This window comes from Abyssibacter profundi, from assembly GCF_003151135.1.
GTDB classification, from domain to species: Bacteria; Pseudomonadota; Gammaproteobacteria; order Nevskiales; family OUC007; genus Abyssibacter; species Abyssibacter profundi.
In genome coordinates, this window is record NZ_QEQK01000003.1 from 50,056 (window position 1) to 70,039 (window position 19,984).

The following is a 19,984-nucleotide window of genomic DNA, read 5'->3' on the forward strand; positions in this document are numbered from 1 at the left end:
GAGGAGAGATCATGCGTGCATCGACCTGTATAGTGAGCCTGTCGGCGATCTGGCTGATGGCCGCCTGCAGCGGCTCGGAATCATTGGACGACAGCGCCGGCACGCCGGGCGGTCCGGACCCGGTGCTTGCGGCCTGTGCCGACGGGCAGGACAACGATGCCGATGGCCTGGTGGATTTTCCCGATGATCCCGGCTGTGACAGTGCCGACGACGACAGCGAGGACAACCTCGCATCTGCCGACACCAAGACCCGTTATGCCATGGCCAGCCAATGCTGGGCGCTGCGCTCGGTGGCCACGGGCCAGTATGTCGCGCGCAGCGGTAGCGATTACAGCGCCTCGGCCGACGCGATCGCAGAGGCCGAACCGCTGTTCTTCAAGGCCACAGCTCTGGGTAAGTACGTGTTGTATGACAGCCAGCGCGAACTGATCACGGTCGACACGCCACCCGCGTTGACGCAAACCGCCAGCGCAGACGCCACCGATGCTGCCGAGTTCACGGTATTGGGTGTCGGTGACACGACGGCCTATCCGGCAACACCGGCGTATCACACCGAACCCACACCGGAGTACGTGGCCGAATACCACGGCTTTGAAGACCCCAACCTGCTGTTCGAGGCCTTCACTCTGGCATCGGACACCACCGCCACCCGGCTGGGCGTCGATGGTGACGGACAGCTGGTCGCTGTGGCCGCCGCCGATGAGGATGCCCAGGCCTTTGCGATCGAACCGACCACGGGCTGTGCGGCTTACCCGGAGGCCTCGAGCAACTTCACGGGCACGCCGTTTTCCGGCACCCAGCCCGACGGTACGGTTCTGGGTCACGCCGATGTCCATGTCCATATCAGCGCCAGCGAGTTTCTCGGTGGCGCGCAATGGGGGCGCCCGTACCACAAGTTCGGCGTGGAGCATGCGCTGGGCAATTGCTCGGTGGATCATGGAGAAACCGGTCAGATGGACTTGGTCGGCGGATTGTTTACCAATGATCCGGATGGCCATGCGACGGATGGCTATCCGACATTCTCCGAGTGGCCGGCACGCGGCATGCTGACCCACGAGGCGATTTACTGGAAATGGCTGGAACGCTCCTGGGCGGCCGGCCTGCGTGTGGCTGTCAACGATCTGGTCGACAACGAAACGCTATGTGAATTGCAGCGTAATGCCGCTGGCAATGTCACCGAAGACTGCAATTCCATGAACAATGCGGGTCGTCAGGCCGGCACGATGTACGGCATGCAGGACTACATCGACGCCCAGTATGGCGGGCGCGGCGAGGGCTTCTTCCAGATCGTCCACGACCCGGCCGAGGCGCGTGCGGTGATCGAAGACGGCAAGATGGCCGTGGTGCTGGGCATCGAGATCTCCAACCTCTTTGACTGCAAGCTGACGTACCAGCCCACACGGACCCAGACGCCCGAAGTCGAGGACGGGTCCGGCGGCATCGAAAACAGCTATGGCTGCACCATCGAGGAAGGCCAGCCCAATTCCATTCTGACGCAGATGGAGCGCATTCACGCCTGGGGTGTGCGCCAGATCATCTCGATCCACGAATTCGACAACGCCTTTGGCGGCAACGGTATTTTCGACGGGCTGGTGCTCAATGTCGGTAACCGTGAGAACTCCGGCGGTATCCCCTCGGGTGACGTGGCCGAGATCACCGGCCTGCTCAGTGGCAGTCTCGACCCGGCGCAGGTCACCGAGCTGGCGGAGAACCTGCAAACTACAGAAACGCCGACCGGTGAGTTCTGGACCACCTACGACTGCCCCATCGAGGGCGAGACGGAAAACTTCACGGGGTACTTGTGGAGTAGCACCGGTGGCAGCACCCAGAGCTTCCTGAGTCCGCCGCTGTGCGTGCCGACCGGTCAGGGTGGCCGCTCGGGTGGGACCACCCCCTGCTATCCGGCCGACGTTCGACAGTGCAACGCCCGCTGGATGACCCCGGCCGGTCTCTACACCTACGGCAAGATGATGGAGCTGGGCTTCATCTTCGACTTCGACCACATGGAAATGGGCATGAAAACCCAGGCCCTGGAACTGGCCGAGGCCCAGACGCCGGTGTATCCCCTGGTGTCCACACACGGCACGTTCGGCGGGACGACCATTGACCAGGCGGCGCGCGTGCTGCGTGGCGGCGGACATCTGTACCCCAGCAATGGCTCCAGCCGAGGATTCCGGTCCGATATGGACGAAACCTTCGCGATTTATCAGGCTGCGGTGGCCGACCTACCCGCCGAGTCCCGCCCGTTGTTCGGGTTCGGGTACGGCACGGATACCAATGGGCTGTCCTCCCAGACAGGACCCCGCGGCAATTTCGAGCCAGAGGACGCCGTGGTGTATCCCTACACGCTGTACACCGGTGAGGTGTTTGACGAGTTGCCCGAGTTCGCCGCGGTTGACCCGGTGGTGTTCCACCAGCCCAGCTCGGTGGACGCCGATGGCGTGGTCCAGCGGACCTGGCACGAGGATATTGACGGCAACGCCCACCACGGGATGCTCAGCGGATTCGTCGAGGAAATTCGCCTTGAGGGCACGCCTGAGCAGATGCGGCACCTGTTCAATTCCGCCGAGGTTTACCTCCAGACCTGGGAGCGCACCGAGGCGTCCAAAGCCGCCATCCAGGCCAACGGTCTGCAAGTGCCGGATGGCGTGCTGCGGCCTGCACCGCCCGAGGGCGAGATCGCGCCCTAGGCGGGCCGATCCGTGTCACCGCACCGGATGCACCGGCGCGGTGCTCATAGCCAACCGCGTTCGGCAAAGCTGACGGTGTCGCCGTGACCGACGACCAGGTGGTCGAGTACACGGATATCCACCAGCCCCAGGGCCTGGACCAGTCGCTCGGTCAGTCGGCGATCGGCCGAGCTGGGTTCGGCGACGCCGGAGGGGTGGTTATGCGCCAGAATCACCGCAGCGGCGTGATGCGCCAGCGCGGTCTTGACGACCTCCCGCGGGTACACGCTCGCTCCGTCTATGGTGCCGCGGAACAACTCTTCGAATCCCAGGACCTGATGGCGGGTATCCAGCAATAGCAAGGCGAAGACCTCGTAGGGGCGGTGGGCCAGCTGCGCCTGCAGATACCGCTCGGCACTGCGGGCATCGGTGATCCGCGGTGTCTCGCGTAATTCGGCATCCAGATACCGGCGGGCCATCTCCAGCACCGCCTGCAACTGGACATACTTGGCATCGCCCAAACCACGGCCGGCGCAGAAGCTGCGTCGGTCGGCCGCCAGCAGAGGCCTCAACCCGCCGAAGTCCTGGAGCAGTTGGCGGGCCAGGTCCACCGCCGTGCTGCCCGTGACGCCCGTGCGCAGGAAGATCGCCAGCAACTCCGCATCGGACAAAGCAGCCGCGCCGCGGGCCAGCAGTTTTTCGCGTGGACGTTCGGCGGCAGGCCAGTCGCGTATGGCCATGGACAACACCGGGTCAGAAGCCTGTCAGGCAATACGCAATCTCGCAGTTAAGGCGGACATGGCTACGCGGGCTTAGGCGGCGGCCGGGTTCGGGTCATCCTGAGAGGGCTGACGGGATGCACATTCAACCCGGTTGCGGCCACGGTGCTTGGCTGCGTACATCGCTGCGTCGGCGGCCTCGTATAGCGTTTGTGCGAGGTCGTCCGACCAAGTGGAGCGTGCCGCGCAGCCCAGCGAGGCCGTCACATGATGACGCTGGTCATCGACCTCGCAGTACACGGTGTCTGCGATCACCCGGCGCAGGCGCTCGGCCGCCTGACAGGCCTCGTCTTCCGTGGCGCCGTGCATGAGCAGGGCGAATTCCTCCCCGCCAATGCGTGCGGCCACCTCGTCACGACGCGCCACGCGCTGGACGACGGTGCCAAGGCGGCGAAGCACGGTGTCTCCGACGCGATGCCCGAACTGGTCGTTCACGCGCTTGAAGTGGTCGAGATCAAAGATGATCAGCGCAAGGGGTTCACCATCGCGCTGGAGCCGCCGTGCCGCCTTGGCCAGCGCCGCCTGGAAATACTCGGCGTTGTAGAGCCCGGTCAGCCCATCGTGGAGTCCGTGCTCGCGCTCTTCTTCTTCGCGTCGGCCCAGAGTCCAGCCAAAGGCCGCGAATACGCTGCAGGTGCCGAAGAACATGTAGGCAAACAGTCCCGGTTGATCGGCCAGCGCGGACAAGGGGGATACCCCGTCAATGGCGAGAATGAGCAGCCAGCCCAGCGGGGCACCCGTGCCGAGACAGGCGCCCTGCAACGCACGGGTCAGGGCCAGTCGCCGTTGGAGCCAGTGCTCCATCTGTTCCACGTGCATGTCGGGGTGTCCTTGGGTCGTGACTCGGCGGCGTTGGCCGGGGTCGAGTCAGTGTCTGCGCAATCCACCGGCAGGTTGTTGATCCATGTCAACACGGTGCGTGGGCCACTGCAACAGACTGGCCGGCGTCTGCTTCCCCTTCGAGACCCGACCATGACCGACTCAGCGCAATCGACCGTCGTCTACAACGACAAGGTCATTCAGCAGTTCGCGGTGATGACGCTTGTCTGGGGCATTGTTGGCATGACGGTGGGTGTGTTGATCGCCGCCCAGCTCATGTGGCCTGCCCTGAACTTCGACGTCCCGTGGCTCACCTATAGCCGGCTGCGGCCGTTGCACACCAATGCGGTGATTTTCGCCTTTGGTGGCTCCGCCCTGTTCACGACCTCGTACTGGGTGGTGCAGCGGACCTGCGGGGCGCGGCTGATCAGCGACAAGCTGGCGGCGTTCACATTCTGGGGCTGGCAGGCGGTGATCGTCGCAGCCGCCATCACCCTGCCGATGGGCCTGACCCAGGGCAAGGAATACGCCGAGCTCGAATGGCCCATCGATCTGCTGATCGCCGTGGTCTGGGTGGTTTACGCCATTGTGTTCTTCGGCACGATCATGAAGCGCCGGGTCCAACATATTTACGTGGCCAACTGGTTTTACGGGGCGTTCATCCTGACGGTGGCCGTACTTCACATCGTCAATAACATCTCGATTCCCTATGGCCCGATGCGTTCGTACTCGGCCTATCCGGGCGCCGTGGATGCCATGGTGCAGTGGTGGTACGGCCACAACGCCGTCGGCTTTTTCCTGACCGCCGGATTCCTGGGGATGATGTATTACTTCGTGCCCAAGCAGGCGGGCCGGCCGATCTACTCGTATCGGCTGTCCATCGTCCACTTCTGGGCGCTGATCTCGATTTACATGTGGGCCGGCCCGCATCATCTGCACTACACCGCGATTCCGGACTGGGTGCAGTCGCTGGGCATGGTGTTCTCACTGATTCTGCTGGCGCCTAGCTGGGGCGGCATGATCAACGGGATCATGACGCTGTCCGGGGCGTGGCATAAGCTGCGTGAGGATCCGATCATCAAGTTCCTGATTGTGTCTCTGTCGTTCTACGGCATGAGCACCTTCGAAGGGCCGATGATGTCGATCAAGACGGTTAACGCCCTGTCGCATTACACGGATTGGACCATCGGCCATGTCCACTCGGGCGCCCTTGGCTGGGTGGCGATGATCTCCATCGGATCCCTGTACGTGCTGATCCCGCGTCTGGTCGGCAAGACCGAGATGCACAGCGTGCCGGCCATCAATCTGCACTTCTGGCTGTCGACCATCGGCACGGTGCTGTACATCGCTGCGATGTGGGTGGCCGGTGTCATGCAGGGGCTGATGTGGCGGGCGGTCGATGAAGACGGCGCGCTGGTCTACACCTTCATCGAGTCCCTGAAGGCGACGTATCCCTTCTACTTCATCCGCCTGCTCGGGGGCGTGGTGTTCCTGTCGGGCATGTTCGTCATGGCCTGGAATACCTGGAAGACCATGCGCACGCCGGTCGAGCAGCCGGTCGCCGAAACGGCCACCGTGCCGGCGGGAGCCTGAGTCATGAATCACGAAAAGATTGAAAAGCACATCGGCCTGATGGCGATCCTGATCGCCGTGGTGATCAGCGTCGGCGGCATCATCGAGATCGTCCCGCTGATGATCAGCAAATCGGCCACCCAGCCGGCCCCGGGTATCGAGCCGCTGGGTCCTTTGGAGGTGGCCGGACGTGACGTGTACATCCGCGAGGGTTGCTACAACTGCCATTCGCAGCAGGTGCGCTACCTGGCCGAGGAAGTGCTGCGCTACGGCCCCGCCGCCAAGGCCGGGGAGTCGGTGTACGAGCACCCCTTCCAGTGGGGCAGCAAGCGCACAGGGCCGGATCTGTCGCGGGTTGGCGGGCGTTACAACGACGAGTGGCATGAGCTGCACCTGATGGACCCGCGTGCTGTCGTGCCCGAGTCGAACATGCCTGGTTATCCCTGGCTGATCCGGCAGCGGGTCTCGCCCGACGAGGTCCGCCGGATGATGCAGGCCCTGCGGACGGCCGGCGTGCCCTACACCGACGCCGATTTCGCCGCCATCGCCGAGGCGGTGACCGGCCAGACCCAGCTCGATGCCTTGGTGGCCTATCTGCAGTCGCTCAAGGCCAGTGATCAGGAGGTGACGCAATGACCAGCGGAATCATCACCGTGCTCGCCATGCTCGGCTTCGCTGCCGTGGTGTGGTGGGCCTATGGACCGAACAGCCGCGAGCGGTTCAAGCAGGCCGAGCAACTGCCTCTGCAGGACGAGGCCCCGGCCACCCAGGGACAGGTGGAGGTGCAATCATGACGGCGGCGACAGGCTGGCTGGTCGCCGGCGTTACGTTGCTCAATATCGTGGCCTGTCTCTGGCTGATCTGGGCCACGAGCCGCAACAACCCCAACGATGTGGCCGAGGGTGAAATCAAGGCCGATGTCTGGGATGACGACCTGCGCGAGCTCAACAATCCGCTGCCGCGGTGGTGGCTGAACCTGTTCATCATCACCATCGTATTTGCTGTCGGATACATGGTGGTCTTTCCCGGTCTCGGGCATTACACCGGCGTGCTGGACTGGTCCACGCGTGGTGAAATGGAGCAACAGCTGGCCGAGCTCACCGAGCGTCGCACCCGCAAACTCGATGCGCTGACCGCCGCGCCCATCGCCGATATCGCCACCAATCCGGATGCCCGCAGGCTGGGTCAGGAGCTGTTCGGCAGCTACTGCGCCGGCTGCCACGGCGCGAATGCCGAAGGGGCTCGGGGCTATCCCAACCTCGCTGATGACGATTGGCTCTACGGCGGTGACCCCGAAGCCGTGGTGGCCTCGATCACCCGCGGGCGGCAGGGTGTGATGACGCCATTTTTATCGCAGCTGTCCGAGGCGCAGGTGGCCCAGCTTATCGCCCTGGTGGGGGATTGGCCCGAGGGGGCGCCGCGTGGCCAGCAGGCAGAGGGGCTGTCCGTCTTCGCCCAACGCTGTGCGGCCTGTCACGGTCAGGACGGACGGGGTAACCAGGCGCTGGGTGCACCCGATCTCACCGACGACACCTGGCTATATGGCGGTGACGACGCCAGCATCCGCGAGACCATTCTGTTCGGTCGCCAGGGCAAGATGCCCGCGCATGCCGACCTGCTTAGTGAGCAGGAGATCAAGCTGTTGGCCGGCTACGTGCTGGGACTGGCGCCGTGAGTGCTCCCCAGGCCGACCGGGAGGCGTTCTACACCCCGCAACCGCCGCTGTCACCGCGTGTTCGCGCGATGGCAGCGGTGGGCTGGTCCTCCTTTCTGGGTGCGGTCGTGGCCACGCCGGTGTATCTCTACGCCAGCGCCATGCCCGGTCAGGGCCTGGGGCAACTGTCGGTGGTGTTCCTCGCGGCCTGGGCGGCCGCCGTCGTGCCGGCCGGCATGAGCTGGTTGCTGTCGGGGCGTGCGCCCCGGCGTGCTCCGTTGCATCGATCTGAAGACTTTACCGACGCATGAGCCAGACACCACAAAGCCTGTACGAGTCCGCACCGCGCATTCATCCACGCGCGGTCTGGGGCCGCTTCGCCCAGTGGCGGGTGATTGCGATGCTCGCGCTGCTGGGGCTGTTCTATGTCGTGCCGTGGATTCGCGTCGGTGGCGAGCACATCGTGTTGTTCGACCTGGCCGCGCGTCGGTTCCATGTCTTCGGCCTGACACTGGTCCCACAGGACCTGTTCCTGCTGACCTGGCTGCTGATTCTGGCCGCCATGACCCTGTTCCTGTTCACCACGCTGGCCGGACGTCTCTGGTGTGGCTATGCCTGTCCGCAAACGGTGTGGACCGAGGCCTTCCTGTGGATCGAGCATCACATTGAGGGCGACCGTCACAAGCGCATGAAATTGGATCGTGCGCCCTGGACATCGCAGAAGATCCTGCGGCGGGGCGGCAAGCACCTGGCCTGGATGCTCTTCGCATTGTTCACCGGCGTCAGTTTTGTCGGCTACTTCGTGCCGGTGGAGCAGGTGGCCGCCAATCTGGTGACGCTGGAGCTGGGAGGCTGGCCGCTGTTCTGGACACTGTTTTATGCCTTTGCGACCTGGGGCAACGCCGGCTTTATGCGTGAGCAGGTTTGCAAGTACATGTGTCCCTACGCCCGGTTCCAAAGCGCGATGTTCGACAAGGACACGCTAATCATTGCCTACGACGAGCAGCGGGGCGAGCCGCGCAAGTCCAAGGCACGCAAGCTCTCGGATGTGCTGGCGGGCGACTGTGTGGATGACCAGATGTGCGTGCAGGTCTGTCCCACCGGGATCGATATACGTGACGGCCTGCAGTACGAGTGCATTGCCTGCGCAGCCTGTATCGATGCCTGCAACCATGTGATGGATGCCGTGGGCAAGCCACGCAACCTGATTCGCTACACCACCGTGAATCACGACGCTGGCGGCCGTTACCGGCTGCTGCGCGGGCGTTCGATCGGCTATGGCGTGATCTGGGCCGGACTGCTGCTGGGCTTTGTCGCGTTGGTCTTGCTGCGCAGTTCGGTGGAACTGGATGTCATCCGTGACCGCAAGAATCTGTATCGCGTCATCGATACCCAGCACATCGAAAACGTCTACACGCTCAAGGTCACCAACAAACAGGACGGCCCGGTGCGTTACCGCATCAGCGTGACCGGCGAGCAGTCCCTCGCCACGATCAGCCCGGACGCCATCGAACTGGCCCCTGGGGAAACCCGCGGTCTGGTGGTGGGTGTTCGCGCACCGCTGCTTGGCTATCGGGTCGAGACCATGACCATCGAGCTTCAGGACGCGACCGGCGAGGTCGTGGCCGATCGGAGCACCAACTTTTTCAGGCCGAAACAATGAAACGCATACCGCCTGCCGGCTGGGTGATTATTGGCGTGCTGGTGTTCACGTTGGTGGCATCGACCTATCTGGTGGTCACGGCGACGACCACCGGCTTCTCCGCCCCGACCCCATGACCCCGGTCTCGACAGCCACAGTGGAGCCGCCGGTTGCCACCGACCTGCCAGGCGTGCCGGTGGCCGGTGGTCGGCGCTCCGTCATTCTTGCTGTTCCTGGCATGCACTGCGGGGCTTGTGTCCGCCGCATCGAGGCGGCGCTTGGCGTCCATCGGGTGGTGATGCGACCGTCCCTGGCGACCCGGACGGTTGAGCTGGAATTCGACCCCAGGCGCAGCCCACTGACGGCGCTGGTCGATGCCCTGGAGCAAGCCGGGTTTCCAGGTCGGCCGGTGGCGGCCCCTGCCGCGGCCGATCTCAGCCGGCAAAGCTATGCTCGCAGCGTTCGACGGGTCGTGCTGGCCGCATTCCTGACCATGCAGGTCATGATGCTGGCCTGGCCTTCTTACCTGTCCGGCGGGACGCTGGAACCCGGCGTGGATCGGCTGTTGACCTTCGCGCAGTGGCTGCTGGCCACACCGGTGGTGTTCTACGCCGGCTGGCCGTTTCTATCCGGTGCTTGGCGGGATGTCCGCAACGCCACGCCGTCCATGGATTTGCCGGTGGGCCTGGCCCTGATCACGGCCTATGGCTTCAGCGCCTGGCACACGGTGAGTGGCGCCGGCACCGTGTACTTCGACTCGGCCGTCATGTTTGTGCTGTTTCTGTCGCTGGGCCGTCTGCTGGAGGCGCGGGGCCGGCTGCAGGCGGCCGAGCGGGTGCGGCATGTGCTGGCCGACCAGCCCACGATGGCGCGGGTTCGAGACGGGGACGGCTGGACAGAACAGGCTGTCGCCACCGTTGTTCCCGGCATGCAGGTGCAGGTCAGGCCGGGCGAAACCGTGCCGGTGGACGGACGCCTGGTGGGCCGCGGTGCACACCTCAGCCAGGCCGTGCTGACCGGCGAGCCGGCTCCGCGCTGGTTTGACGTCGATGCCAGCGTGCTGGCCGGGTCTGTGCTGGTCGATGAGGCCCCCGTGACCTTGACGGCAACCGCTGCCGGAACCGACACCACCCTGGCCGCCATCGGGCGGGCCATGCACCGGGCCTTGTCGGAGCGGCCGCCCGCCCAGGTGCTGGCCGATCGCATTGCCGGTGTGTTCATTCTGGCCGTACTCGTGGGGGCTGCCGCGGCCGGCTGGGCCTGGTGGTCTGCCGGGCCGGACCGCGCCGTGGAAATCATGCTGGCCGTGCTGGTGGCCAGCTGCCCCTGTGCATTGTCACTGGCCGTGCCTGCGGTGTTGGCCGCAGCCATCGGCCGGCTCTCGCGGCTGGGCGTGCTGCCAGCCCGGGCGCGTGCCTTGCTGGCGGCTGGCCGCATCGACACCGTGGTGTTCGACAAGACCGGAACGCTCACCGAGGACGGGCTGGTCCGGCAGGTCGTCCGGGTGCGGCCCGGCTGCCATGCCGAACAGGCGCTGCAGCTCGCCGCGGCCGTTGAGCGAGCCAGCACCCACCCCATTGCCCGGGCATTCGACGACATCGAAGCCGCGCCAGCCCATGCAGCTTGCGTCGATCGCGGGTCGGTGTCCGGCGAGGTGGCGGGGTTGCAGGTCGTGCTGAGCACCGCCGGGTCGGAGGATTTGAGGCAGCTCGATGTCGAGCCCAGTCCGGAGCTGACCTGGATCGCCCTGCGCGTGGATGGCGTGCTCGAGGCGGTGTTTGGTCTGGCCGCGACGCGGCGTTCCGATGCCCTGCAAACCGTCCAGCAGCTCCAGGCCATGGGCTGTCATGTCCATCTGCTCAGTGGCGATACGCCGGCCGCCGCAAACCATTTCGCGGCCTCACTGGGCATGGACGCAGCCACCGGAGGCTGTACCCCTGCCGACAAGCTCGCCTACCTGCAGTCGCTGCGGGCACGCGGCCACCGCGTTGCCATGGTTGGTGATGGCATTAACGACTCGCCAACGCTCGCGGCCGCCGATGTGGGTATTGCGCTGGGCTCGGGGACCGGTTTGGCGCAATCCAGTGCCGATGCCATCTTGATGGACGGGCGGCTGGGTGGCGTTGTTGACCTGCTGCGCGCAGCCCGCACGGTGCGTCGCCGTATCACCCAGAACGTTGTCTGGGCGCTGGGTTATAACGCGGCGGTTTATCCGCTGGCTGCGCTGGGATATCTACCTCCCTGGGGTGCGGCTATCGGCATGGCGACCAGCTCGGCCTGGGTCGTGGCCAACGCGATTCGTCGCGTCCCTGACCGGACACGGCCGGCCACCCACCCAAGCGCGGTGGCGGCATGAGCAGTCTGCTGCTGCTGATTCCGATCAGCCTGGTGCTGGTTGCCGCTGCCATCGCCGTGCTGATGTGGGCGCTGAACTCCGGGCAGTACGACCGCCTGGATAATCGCATGCCGGATGTGGAGCAGGGCGACGGCGTCGACGAGCCACCGGAACCCCGACCGTGATGACGCCGACAGCACTCACCGCGGGGGGCTTTCTTGCGCTGGGGCTGATGGCCGCACCGCATTATGCGATGACCTGCGGGCTGGTCTTCTCGGGCACTCAACCCCATGCCCGACAGCCGGCACCGGCTTGTGGGCGCTGCGTCGCGGTGGCGCTGTCGGCCCGGCAGCTGGTCCTGGTGGCTCTGGGCATGTTGACAGCCGGGGTGGGAGCCACAGCTGGTGCCTGGCTGCCGATTGTGATGATGTCGCTGGCCGCCGGCCTGGGTTTATGGGTGGCACTGGACCGTTTGCGTTCGCGATCGGCAGCGACGACCCGATCCATCGCCGGGCTGGGCGCGGCCATGGCGTTGTTGCCCTGCCCGGTGTTCTACGGGGTGCTCGGCTACGTGGTGCTCACCGGGGATGTGCTGCAGGGCGGCTTGCTAGCCGGCTCGTTTGCCTTGGGCTCGGCCGTCGGTGTGGCCCTGGTGATGATCGCCGCCTCCTGGGTCGCGCCTCGCCTTTCTGGCCGTGTCTGGCCTCGGCTTCGGGCCGGGATGACGGCTGCGGGCCTGTTGTTGGCGCTGGGGCTGGCCTGGGGCTGCGACTGGGGGCGTTGGCTTTGCCAGCTGGGCTAGGGAAGCACTGATTGATTCGCGCCAGCAAGACGGCGCGAATCAATCAGTGCTTCCCGAGTGAGTGAACGAAACTGGCTGAGCCGTTGATGCAGGTCAATCGTGTCGGCGCATGGCCGCGCCATCATGGGCACTCGTTCAGCAGGAGTGGCCGTCATGAGCAACTCGATTCAACAGATTCTGGTCGGCACGGATTTTTCGGAACCGTCCATTAACGCGGTGCTACATGCCGATGCCCTGGCGCAGCTGTGCCAGGCCAACCTGACAGCGCTGTTCGCACAGGTGCTACATGACGACTTGTCAGCCGGTGTGCTGGACGCCCAGTGGGATCAATTCCGCGACCGTGTCGGCGAGCGTTTCGCGGCCCTAAAGTCCGAGTATCAGGTCGACTTCGAATCCCGGGTGGAGCGGGATGTCTCGGCTCGTAATGCACTGCTGCGAACGGCCGAGTCGGTGGACGCCGATCTCATCATCGTGGGGACCCACGGGCGCACCGGCATGGGCCGATTGGCGCTGGGCAGCGTGGCCGAGGGGGTGGTGCGAGATGCCCCCGTATCCGTGCTCTCGGTGCACTACACCACGCCGCATGCGCCGTACCGGCGGATACTGGTGCCCGTCGACCTGTCGGATCGGTCGGGCGCGACGCTGCGGTACGCGGCCAGCCTGGCCGAGGATTTCGGCGCGGAGCTGGCGGTGGTGCATGTGGTCGAACCACTGACCGTGCCGCCTTATTTCCCGCTGGATTACTGCGCCCCGGCGCCTGACGAGGTGCGCGGCGCCGTGGTCGAGTTCGTCCGCAAGCAGCTCCCGGATCAGGATGTGCCGGTGCACGTGCTGAGCAGCCGGGTGGCCGAAGGCGTTTGTCGCCTGGCCGAAGACCAGGATTTCGACCTGATCGTCACCGGCACCCGAGGGCTGCATGGGCTGATGCGCTTGGCGCTGGGCAGCGTGGCCGAGAAAATCCTGCGCCTGTCCGGTGTGCCGGTGTGGATTTACAAGCCGGCGGGTTGATTACAGGTAAGGCGAGAACAGCCAGCAGGCTGCGTCGCGGACCCGTTCCAGGGCGCCCCGTTGGTTGAGCGTCTCCCGCGTTAGGCGCTGACTGTCGTCGATCGAGCGATTGAATAATGTGTGGAGACTGGCCGCGAAGGCCTCGTCGTATACCTCGACGGCCAGTTCAAAGTTCAGCCGCAGGCTGCGAGCGTCAAGATTGGCCGAACCGATGAGCGCGTAGTCGTCATCGATGACAAACAGCTTGTTGTGTCGGAATGGCGGCGGCTGGTACCAGATGTTCAGCCCCGACTCCATCATCCGGGCGAGCTTGTGGCGGCTGGCGTAATGCACGGCGCGAACATCGTTCTTCGCCGGCAGCAGCACGTCGACCTGTACGCCTCGCAGCGCGGCCCCGGTCAGGGTGGCTTCCAGCTCGGGTGGCGGCAGGAAGTAGGGCGTCATGATGCGGATGCGCTCACGCGCCGACCCGATGGCGGCCTGCATCACCAGGCGCAGGTGATCGAGGTCTTCGTTGGGGCCATCGGTAATGACGCGACAAATCGACTCGCCCTGAGCCGGCTGGTCTGTGTCCCAGCAAGTCGGCGCCCAGGTCTCGCCCGTCGCCAGATACCAGTCGGCCGAGAAAACGGTGGCCAGCTGGCTGAGAATCGGGCCGGTCATTTCGAAATGGGTGTCGGCCGCCTGCGTGCTTTGTGGCTGCTCCACCAGATAGCGGCTGCCGATATTCATGCCGCCGGTGAAGCCGATGCGCCCGTCGACCAGTAACACCTTGCGGTGGTTGCGCAGGTTGACGTGCAGTGACGGCGGCAGCAGTTGTGGCGGATGAAACCGGGCGCAGCGAATGCCGCGGCGGCGCAGCAAACGAACGGCTCTTGGAAGGGAATAAAGCTCGCCGATACCATCCACCAGGATCCGGATCTCCACGCCGCGTTCGTGGGCGCGTTCCAACGCAGCGATGAAATCACGCCCGGCCCGGTTGGTCTCAAAAATATAGGTTGCCAGGGCAATCGAGTGCTCCGCGGCATCAATGGCCGCAAGCATGGGCGGGAATGCCTGCTCGCCGTTACTCAGCGGGCGAATGCCATTGCCAGACAGCAGCGGACTGCCGGTCACGGTGTCGCCGGTGTGCACTAGTGGCAGGCGTAGATTCAGTCGATCGCGCAGGGCTGTCTGCTCGCGGGCGTCCTCGTGATCCGGGCTGCGCAGCGCCTCCGGCAGCGCCTGCACGATCTGGCGTGCACGGGTCTGGACCCGGTTGATTCCGAACAGCACGTAGAGCACCGGGCCTGCGAACGGAAACAGCAGCGTGACGGCAATCCAGCCCCAGGCGGCGCGTGGGTCAGGCAGTTTGAGCAGGGCATGCAGTCCGGCAGCGATCGCAACCAGCAGCCAGCCGGTCAGCGCAAAAGCCTCCCAGGGAATCGTCAGCAATCCATTGCCTCCTCGACACCGGGCCAATGGCCCGCGTGGTCCTAGTCTTGGCGCGCCAGTGTACGCAGGCGGTCCGGGTCGAGAAATCTGAGGCTGCGCCCGTCGACGTCGATGATGCCCTGATCACGCAACCGGCTAAACGCGCGACTGACGGTTTCGATCCGCAGGCGCAGATGATTGCCGATGTCGCGACGGCTCATCTTGAGGCTGAGGTGCCCGGCATCGAAACCCCGGGTCACCATGCGTTCGCGAAGATCGAGCAGAAAGGCGCTGACAGCCGCGTCGGCGGTGCGATTGCGTGCGCGCTCGATCTGATTGTCGAGTTCACGGGACACCACGCGGGTCATCTTGCGGGTCAGCCGGGGCGTTTCGGCCATGATGTCGTCCAGCTTCTCCAGCGGGAATCGACACACCACGCTGTCTTCCAGCGGTACCGCAAAACTGGCATGCGTGCCCTTGTGCAGGCCATCCAGCCCCAGCAGGTCACCGGGCAGGAAAAAGCCGGTGACATGCTCCTCGCCGGTCTCCGACAGTCGATAGCTCTTGAACGAGCCGCTGCGCACGGCGTAGAGCGCTTCGATGGCGTCGCCTGCACGGTATAAATCGTTGCCGCGCCGGCACTGCCCGTTCACACCGACGATGTCGTCCATGCGCTGGAGTTCATCGGCCGTGAGGCCGGCGGGCAGGCATTGGCCGACCATGACACAGCGGCTGCAAGCCTGGGCGACCTGCCGAAAGCTCGGAGATTGTTGGGTTGCGATTGCGCGCACCGTTGACTGGGGAGTCTCGGCTATTGAAGCCCGCACGCGATCAGACTGCAACATTCGTGTGCCCCCTCTGCGCGCTGGCGAAGGCATCGAACTGGGCGGCGATCAGACGCAGGAAGGGGCGACCCTCTGGCGTTGCCCGCAGCACGCCGCTTTCGCAGACCACCAGCGGCTGCGTGCGCGGTGCCATGGATTGGATGGCCTCCAGGGCCGGCTCGAATCGGGCATTCGGGTCCATGCCGTACTGGCGGCCCAGCGCCAATAAATCGACCGGGCGGTCGCACATCAGTGCCATGATGATTTGTTCGCGCAGCCGGTCATCGTCGCACTGGCGATACCCGCGGACGACCGGCCACAGGCCCTGGTCGATGGCCGTGTGGTAATCATCGATCGACTTGCTGTGCTGGGCAAAGGTGTCGCCGATGCGACTAATCGAACTCACGCCAAAACCGATGACATCGCAGCCGGCATGCGTGGTGTAGCCCTGGAAATTGCGATGCAGGCTTTGCTCACGATGTGCGCGTGCCAGGCTGTCGCTTGGCAGGGCGTAGTGGTCCAGCCCGATGGATACGTAGCCGGCGGCGAGCAGTCGTTGCTCGATACGATTCCGCAGGGCCAGCCGGGCGGTCGCGTCGGGTAGCCAGACCCGGTTGATGGCGCGTTGCGCGCGCAGGCGATCGGGCAGATGGGCATAGCCAAAGGCCGCAACGCGTTCGGGGCGCTGCTGCTCGACGAAGTCGAGCGTGGCGTCGATCGATTGCATGGACTGGGCGGGCAGCCCGTAGATCAGATCGAAATTGATACTCTCAAAGCCGGTGTGACGGCATTGCTCAACGCAGCGCGCCACCTGCTCGGCAGGCTGCACCCGGTTAATCAGGCGCTGCACGCGATCGTCCACGTCCTGCACGCCGATGCTGATGCGGTTGAACCCCAGCGACGCCCACAGTGCGGGCTCCTCGCCTTCGACCAGTCGGGGGTCGATCTCCAGGCTGATGTCAGCCTGCTCATCGGGCGCGTAGTGGTGATGCAGGGTCTCCATCACGCGGCACAGATCGGCGCTGGGCAGGTGGTTGGGGGTGCCGCCGCCGAAATGGACCTGGACGGTTTGGCGATCTGCATCCAGCAAGGCCGCCCGCTGTCCCAGTTCCCGCGCCAGGTCGTTCGCGTAGGCCGCCATGCGTTCGACGTTGCGGGTGACCTTGCGATGGCAGCCGCAGTAGAAGCAATTGGAGTGGCAGAACGGGACATGCAGATAAAGCGATAGCGGCGCCGGCAACCAATCGTCGTTGGACTGCCGCAAGGCGCGCACCGCGTCGTCGGGGCCGATGCGTTCATCGAACTGCAGGGCCGTGGGATACGAGGTATAGCGCGGGGCTCGCATGGCGAGCAGTTCCAGTGGCGGCGGGGCAATCGTGGCGACAGACATGAGCGGCGGTCGTGCGGCAAGCTGAGCGGATCACCCTAAGGCCGCGTCGCCACGGGCATGTTGACCTGCATCAACGAATGGCGGACTGATTCGCGGCCAGCGGTCTTGCCAGGGTGGTCGCGAGTCTGCTCGGCTATTGCAGCACTGCCACCAGGAGTCGATAGCCTCGGCGCTCACACTGGAGTCGGCTAGCGACCATCGCCACCACGGGACAGCAGCGCATGTGGGGTCTCGTCGATCAGCGGCAGCGCGGCTTCGATGAGTGAGCGACCCTGTTGACCCTGTGTCAGGAACACCAGGCCGCGTCGGCGGTGCATGTCCAGCAGAGCAAGGTGGTGGTAGCCGGCCGCGTTGCTCCACTGGTAGGCAATGACGCCACCCTGGGGCTGGCGCTCCAACGACCAGCCCAGGCCCTGATACAGCCCGCGTCGGGCATCGACCGTGCCATGGGCTGCCAGCAAGGCCGCCGTGGCAGGGTCGCGCGCGCCCGCCTGGATCAAGCTTTGAAGATAGGCACCGAAATCGTCCGCGGTGGTGGTCAATCGCACATCGCCGGCTCGCCGCTCGAGCTGGCTATGGGTGACGGATGGCACCAGGCCGCGCAGCAGCGCGTTGAGTGCGTTGCCGGTGGCGGCCTCCAGGGCCGCGGCCAACGCCGTGCGTGCCTGGGCCGGCGACTCGAAATAGGGTGCGGTTAGCAGATCCACCGGGCGCGACTCGGCATAGGGTTGGATCTCCGCGTGTCGCGGCGCGATCTGGCCCAGCGGGGTGCGTAGTCCCCAGGGTCTGGATTCGCTGGCCGCCAAGGTCAGCGAGGCCAGCAGCGGCATCGCCAGACCATCGGCTGGAAAGCCGGAGACAGGCCTGCTCACCGACCCCGGCCCGGTGAACGTGCGGCTCCAGCCCTCGCCGTACTCCGAGACCAGCGACACGGCCAGCGACGGCACCGCATATTGCTGTTGTAGCGTCGGCAAGGCCGTGGCCAGTGCATGGATCCGCTGGCGTGACCAGCCAACGGATTGCACCTGCAGACCGCTGGTCGTCACGGCTTGCGCCGGTCGCTGCTCCGGCGCACCCGTGGTGGCGCAGCCGGCGAGCAGACCGATCAGTAGGGTCGGGAACACCGCGCAAACGCCAGGCAGGGCGGTCAGTCGGCGGCGGAAGAGAGCGTGGGTGTGTCGAGTTGCCATGTGCATGTCGGGTAAGCGTCTAATAGGGCCGCGCGGGCGTCCAACCAGGCCTGGGTCCGGGCGCGCGCGGTCTCGTCGTCTGGTGTCAGCCCATCGGCGGGGAAGCGGGCCAGCGCTTCAAAGTCTATCCACCAGGCCTGTAGAGGGCCGATTTGCCATTCGTCGTTGATGCGCGCCAGTCGCAGACCGTGACTCGCATCCGGCCGGTAGGCGACCGCCCAGACTTCACTGCTGCAGTCCGGGCCATTCTGACAGTTGCAACCGGCAGTGGCGCCACCGATGTTGACCATGGCGCCCGGCACCTGGGCCTGCACGCTGCGCGTGATCTGGCCGACCTCCTCGTCGGTGAGGTTCTCGGGCCGTAGCGCGCGTTGCTCATCACGGACCCGGTCGGGGCGTGAAGGCCAGTGCGTGATGATGCTGCGATTCTGTTCGCGGAACTGCAGCACCGCGGCCAGATCTGACTGCCAAGCGGCGACGGGCGCCGGCGTGGTCAGCAGCAATGCGAGGCCGAGTGTGAGCCCGGCCTGTAATCCGTGGCGTGGTCGTCTCGGCATCGGTCTCATCCATTACGCCGTTGGGTCTCAGTGTACCCGGCCGCTGTCGGCGCTGCGGTTCCGGGGGCGCGAGCGCATCCCTAGGTCAGGGCCAGCGATGCCCCGACGCAGCCGAAGACAATCCAGAGGGGCGAGAGTCCCCAGCCGGCTAGCAGCACAAAGGCCACCGCGGCAATCGCGACATCGCTCGCGCCGGTCACCGCTGCGGTGAAGATGGGGTCGTAGAGGGCGGCAGCGAGCAAGCCGACCACGGCGGCGTTCACGCCGGCAATCGCGCGGGCCATCCCTGCATGCCGGGACACCGAGGCCCAGACCGGCAGCACCGCAGACACCAACAGAAAACCCGGCAGAAACATGAAAAGCAATGCGACACCGGCGACCAGCAAAGCGGGTGCGTCGGCAGGAATACTGGCGCCGAGATAGGCCGAGAACGCGAACATGGGCCCGGGAATGGCCTGCGCCGCGCCATACCCCGCCAGAAACTGCTCCTCGCTGACCCAGCCCGGAGTCACGACGCTGTCCTCCAGCAGGGGCAGCACCACATGGCCGCCACCAAACACCAGTGCGCCCGCGCGGTAAAACGCATCGGCCACGGCCATCAGACTAGCCGATGGGCCGGCGACCAGAGGCAGCGTCAGCAACAGCAGCGCAAACAACCCGGCAAGTGTCAGGGCCAGCCCTCGCCCGTGACGAATGGGAAATGCATCGGCCTCGGTCGGCTGGACCTGTCGACAACTCAACCAGCCTGCGGCGGCGCCTGCCAGCACCACCGCCAGCTGGCTCCAGGCCGTCTGGGTCATGAGCACGCCGGCCATCGCCAGCGCCGCAATGAGCTGCCGGGGCCGGTCGGGGCAGAGCTTGCGGCCCATGCCCAGCACCGCGCCGGCCACCACGACCAACGCGACCAGCTTGAGTCCGTGGATGATGGCCTCGCCGCTGGAACTCGCCAGTGCTGGGGCCAGCGCTGCAAAACCGAAGAGCAACAGCGCAGAGGGCAACGTGAACGCCAGAAACGCGGCCGCAGCGCCAAGCCAGCCGGCGCGTACCAGCCCCAGTGCAAACCCCAGCTGACTGCTGGCGGGGCCGGGCAGGAACTGGCAAATCGCCAGCAGCTGGGAGAACTGACTCTCGGTCACCCAGCCTCGTCGCTCGACCAGCTCCGTGCGGAAGTAGCCCAGGTGGGCGATGGGACCGCCGAAGGAGGTCAGGCCCAGCCGCAGAAACACGCGGAAGACTTCGAATGCCGTGGCAGGAGATGGTGACATGGACTGTGTGAGGCGTTCAGGCCGGGCGTTGAGATGGGACGTAAACCCGCGAACAGGCCGGGCAT

The 19,984-nt window shown here is 65.4% G+C and carries 19 protein-coding genes; 11 read left to right on the forward strand and 8 right to left on the reverse strand.

Annotated features, from left to right (window positions below; all coding sequences use genetic code 11):
* The first annotated feature begins 11 nt into the window (after positions 1 to 11).
* A complete protein-coding gene (locus tag DEH80_RS03420; RefSeq protein ID WP_133249098.1) occupies positions 12 to 2,690 on the forward strand; it encodes a hypothetical protein in 2,679 nt (892 codons plus the stop codon).
* A 44-nt stretch (positions 2,691 to 2,734) separates the two neighbouring features.
* On the opposite strand, the gene radC is transcribed toward DEH80_RS03420, so the two are convergent.
* Both radC and DEH80_RS03430 read right to left on the reverse strand, forming a co-directional pair.
* Complete coding sequence (gene radC / locus DEH80_RS03425; protein ID WP_109719084.1) at positions 2,735 to 3,409, reverse strand: RadC family protein; 675 nt, start codon at positions 3,407 to 3,409, stop codon at positions 2,735 to 2,737.
* 72 nt (positions 3,410 to 3,481) lie between these two features.
* Positions 3,482 to 4,267, reverse strand: coding sequence for a GGDEF domain-containing protein (locus DEH80_RS03430; RefSeq protein WP_109719085.1), 786 nt, complete (start codon positions 4,265 to 4,267; stop codon positions 3,482 to 3,484).
* A 153-nt stretch (positions 4,268 to 4,420) separates the two neighbouring features.
* Here DEH80_RS03430 and ccoN point away from each other — a divergent pair, with 153 nt between their 5' ends.
* From ccoN to DEH80_RS03480, 10 genes are all read left to right on the forward strand, one after another.
* The gene (gene ccoN / locus DEH80_RS03435; RefSeq protein ID WP_109719290.1) at positions 4,421 to 5,860 is read left to right on the forward strand and encodes a cytochrome-c oxidase, cbb3-type subunit I; all 1,440 of its coding nucleotides are present in this window, start codon (positions 4,421 to 4,423) and stop codon (positions 5,858 to 5,860) included.
* Positions 5,861 to 5,863: 3 nt separating this feature from the next.
* Positions 5,864 to 6,475 (forward strand): cytochrome-c oxidase, cbb3-type subunit II, encoded by a 612-nt coding sequence (gene ccoO, locus DEH80_RS03440; RefSeq protein WP_109719086.1) that lies wholly within the window; start codon positions 5,864 to 5,866, stop codon positions 6,473 to 6,475.
* Entirely contained in the window at positions 6,472 to 6,633 is a 162-nt protein-coding gene (locus tag DEH80_RS03445; protein WP_109719087.1) for a cbb3-type cytochrome oxidase subunit 3, read from the forward strand. Before ccoO ends, DEH80_RS03445 begins: the two co-directional genes overlap by 4 nt.
* The gene (gene ccoP / locus DEH80_RS03450; RefSeq protein WP_109719088.1) at positions 6,630 to 7,514 is read left to right on the forward strand and encodes a cytochrome-c oxidase, cbb3-type subunit III; all 885 of its coding nucleotides are present in this window, start codon (positions 6,630 to 6,632) and stop codon (positions 7,512 to 7,514) included. Before DEH80_RS03445 ends, ccoP begins: the two co-directional genes overlap by 4 nt.
* Positions 7,511 to 7,804 carry a hypothetical protein gene (locus tag DEH80_RS03455; protein ID WP_109719089.1) on the forward strand — a complete coding sequence of 98 codons (294 nt, stop codon included), beginning with the start codon at positions 7,511 to 7,513 and terminating at the stop codon, positions 7,802 to 7,804. The genes ccoP and DEH80_RS03455 overlap by 4 nt, the downstream gene beginning before the upstream one ends.
* Positions 7,801 to 9,156, forward strand: coding sequence for a cytochrome c oxidase accessory protein CcoG (gene ccoG / locus DEH80_RS03460; RefSeq protein WP_109719090.1), 1,356 nt, complete (start codon positions 7,801 to 7,803; stop codon positions 9,154 to 9,156). Before DEH80_RS03455 ends, ccoG begins: the two co-directional genes overlap by 4 nt.
* Before the next feature lie 112 nt (positions 9,157 to 9,268).
* Positions 9,269 to 11,491, forward strand: a complete 2,223-nt coding sequence (locus DEH80_RS03465) for a heavy metal translocating P-type ATPase (protein WP_109719091.1) — start codon at positions 9,269 to 9,271, stop codon at positions 11,489 to 11,491.
* Positions 11,488 to 11,655, forward strand: a complete 168-nt coding sequence (gene ccoS / locus DEH80_RS03470) for a cbb3-type cytochrome oxidase assembly protein CcoS (protein WP_109719092.1) — start codon at positions 11,488 to 11,490, stop codon at positions 11,653 to 11,655. The genes DEH80_RS03465 and ccoS overlap by 4 nt, the downstream gene beginning before the upstream one ends.
* On the forward strand, positions 11,655 to 12,272 hold the full coding sequence (locus DEH80_RS03475; protein ID WP_109719093.1) for an urease accessory protein UreH domain-containing protein: 618 nt from the start codon (positions 11,655 to 11,657) through the stop codon (positions 12,270 to 12,272). The genes ccoS and DEH80_RS03475 overlap by 1 nt, the downstream gene beginning before the upstream one ends.
* Positions 12,273 to 12,425: 153 nt before the next feature.
* Complete coding sequence (locus DEH80_RS03480) at positions 12,426 to 13,280, forward strand: universal stress protein (protein WP_165831266.1); 855 nt, start codon at positions 12,426 to 12,428, stop codon at positions 13,278 to 13,280.
* Here DEH80_RS03480 and cls read toward each other — a convergent pair whose 3' ends face one another.
* The 6 genes from cls to chrA form a co-directional block, all read right to left on the reverse strand.
* Entirely contained in the window at positions 13,281 to 14,714 is a 1,434-nt protein-coding gene (gene cls, locus DEH80_RS03485; RefSeq protein ID WP_207774444.1) for a cardiolipin synthase, read from the reverse strand. It abuts the gene before it with no gap.
* A gap of 41 nt (positions 14,715 to 14,755) precedes the next feature.
* Entirely contained in the window at positions 14,756 to 15,415 is a 660-nt protein-coding gene (locus tag DEH80_RS03490) for a helix-turn-helix domain-containing protein (protein ID WP_165831267.1), read from the reverse strand.
* A 109-nt stretch (positions 15,416 to 15,524) separates the two neighbouring features.
* Positions 15,525 to 16,907 (reverse strand): oxygen-independent coproporphyrinogen III oxidase, encoded by a 1,383-nt coding sequence (gene hemN, locus DEH80_RS03495; RefSeq protein ID WP_109719096.1) that lies wholly within the window; start codon positions 16,905 to 16,907, stop codon positions 15,525 to 15,527.
* 188 nt (positions 16,908 to 17,095) lie between these two features.
* Positions 17,096 to 18,097 (reverse strand): hypothetical protein, encoded by a 1,002-nt coding sequence (locus DEH80_RS03500; RefSeq protein ID WP_133249101.1) that lies wholly within the window; start codon positions 18,095 to 18,097, stop codon positions 17,096 to 17,098.
* The gene (locus DEH80_RS03505) at positions 18,055 to 18,654 is read right to left on the reverse strand and encodes a hypothetical protein (protein ID WP_133249102.1); all 600 of its coding nucleotides are present in this window, start codon (positions 18,652 to 18,654) and stop codon (positions 18,055 to 18,057) included. Before DEH80_RS03505 ends, DEH80_RS03500 begins: the two co-directional genes overlap by 43 nt.
* Positions 18,655 to 18,734: 80 nt before the next feature.
* On the reverse strand, positions 18,735 to 19,919 hold the full coding sequence (gene chrA / locus DEH80_RS03510) for a chromate efflux transporter (RefSeq protein ID WP_109719099.1): 1,185 nt from the start codon (positions 19,917 to 19,919) through the stop codon (positions 18,735 to 18,737).
* Between the last annotated feature and the right edge of the window lie 65 nt (positions 19,920 to 19,984).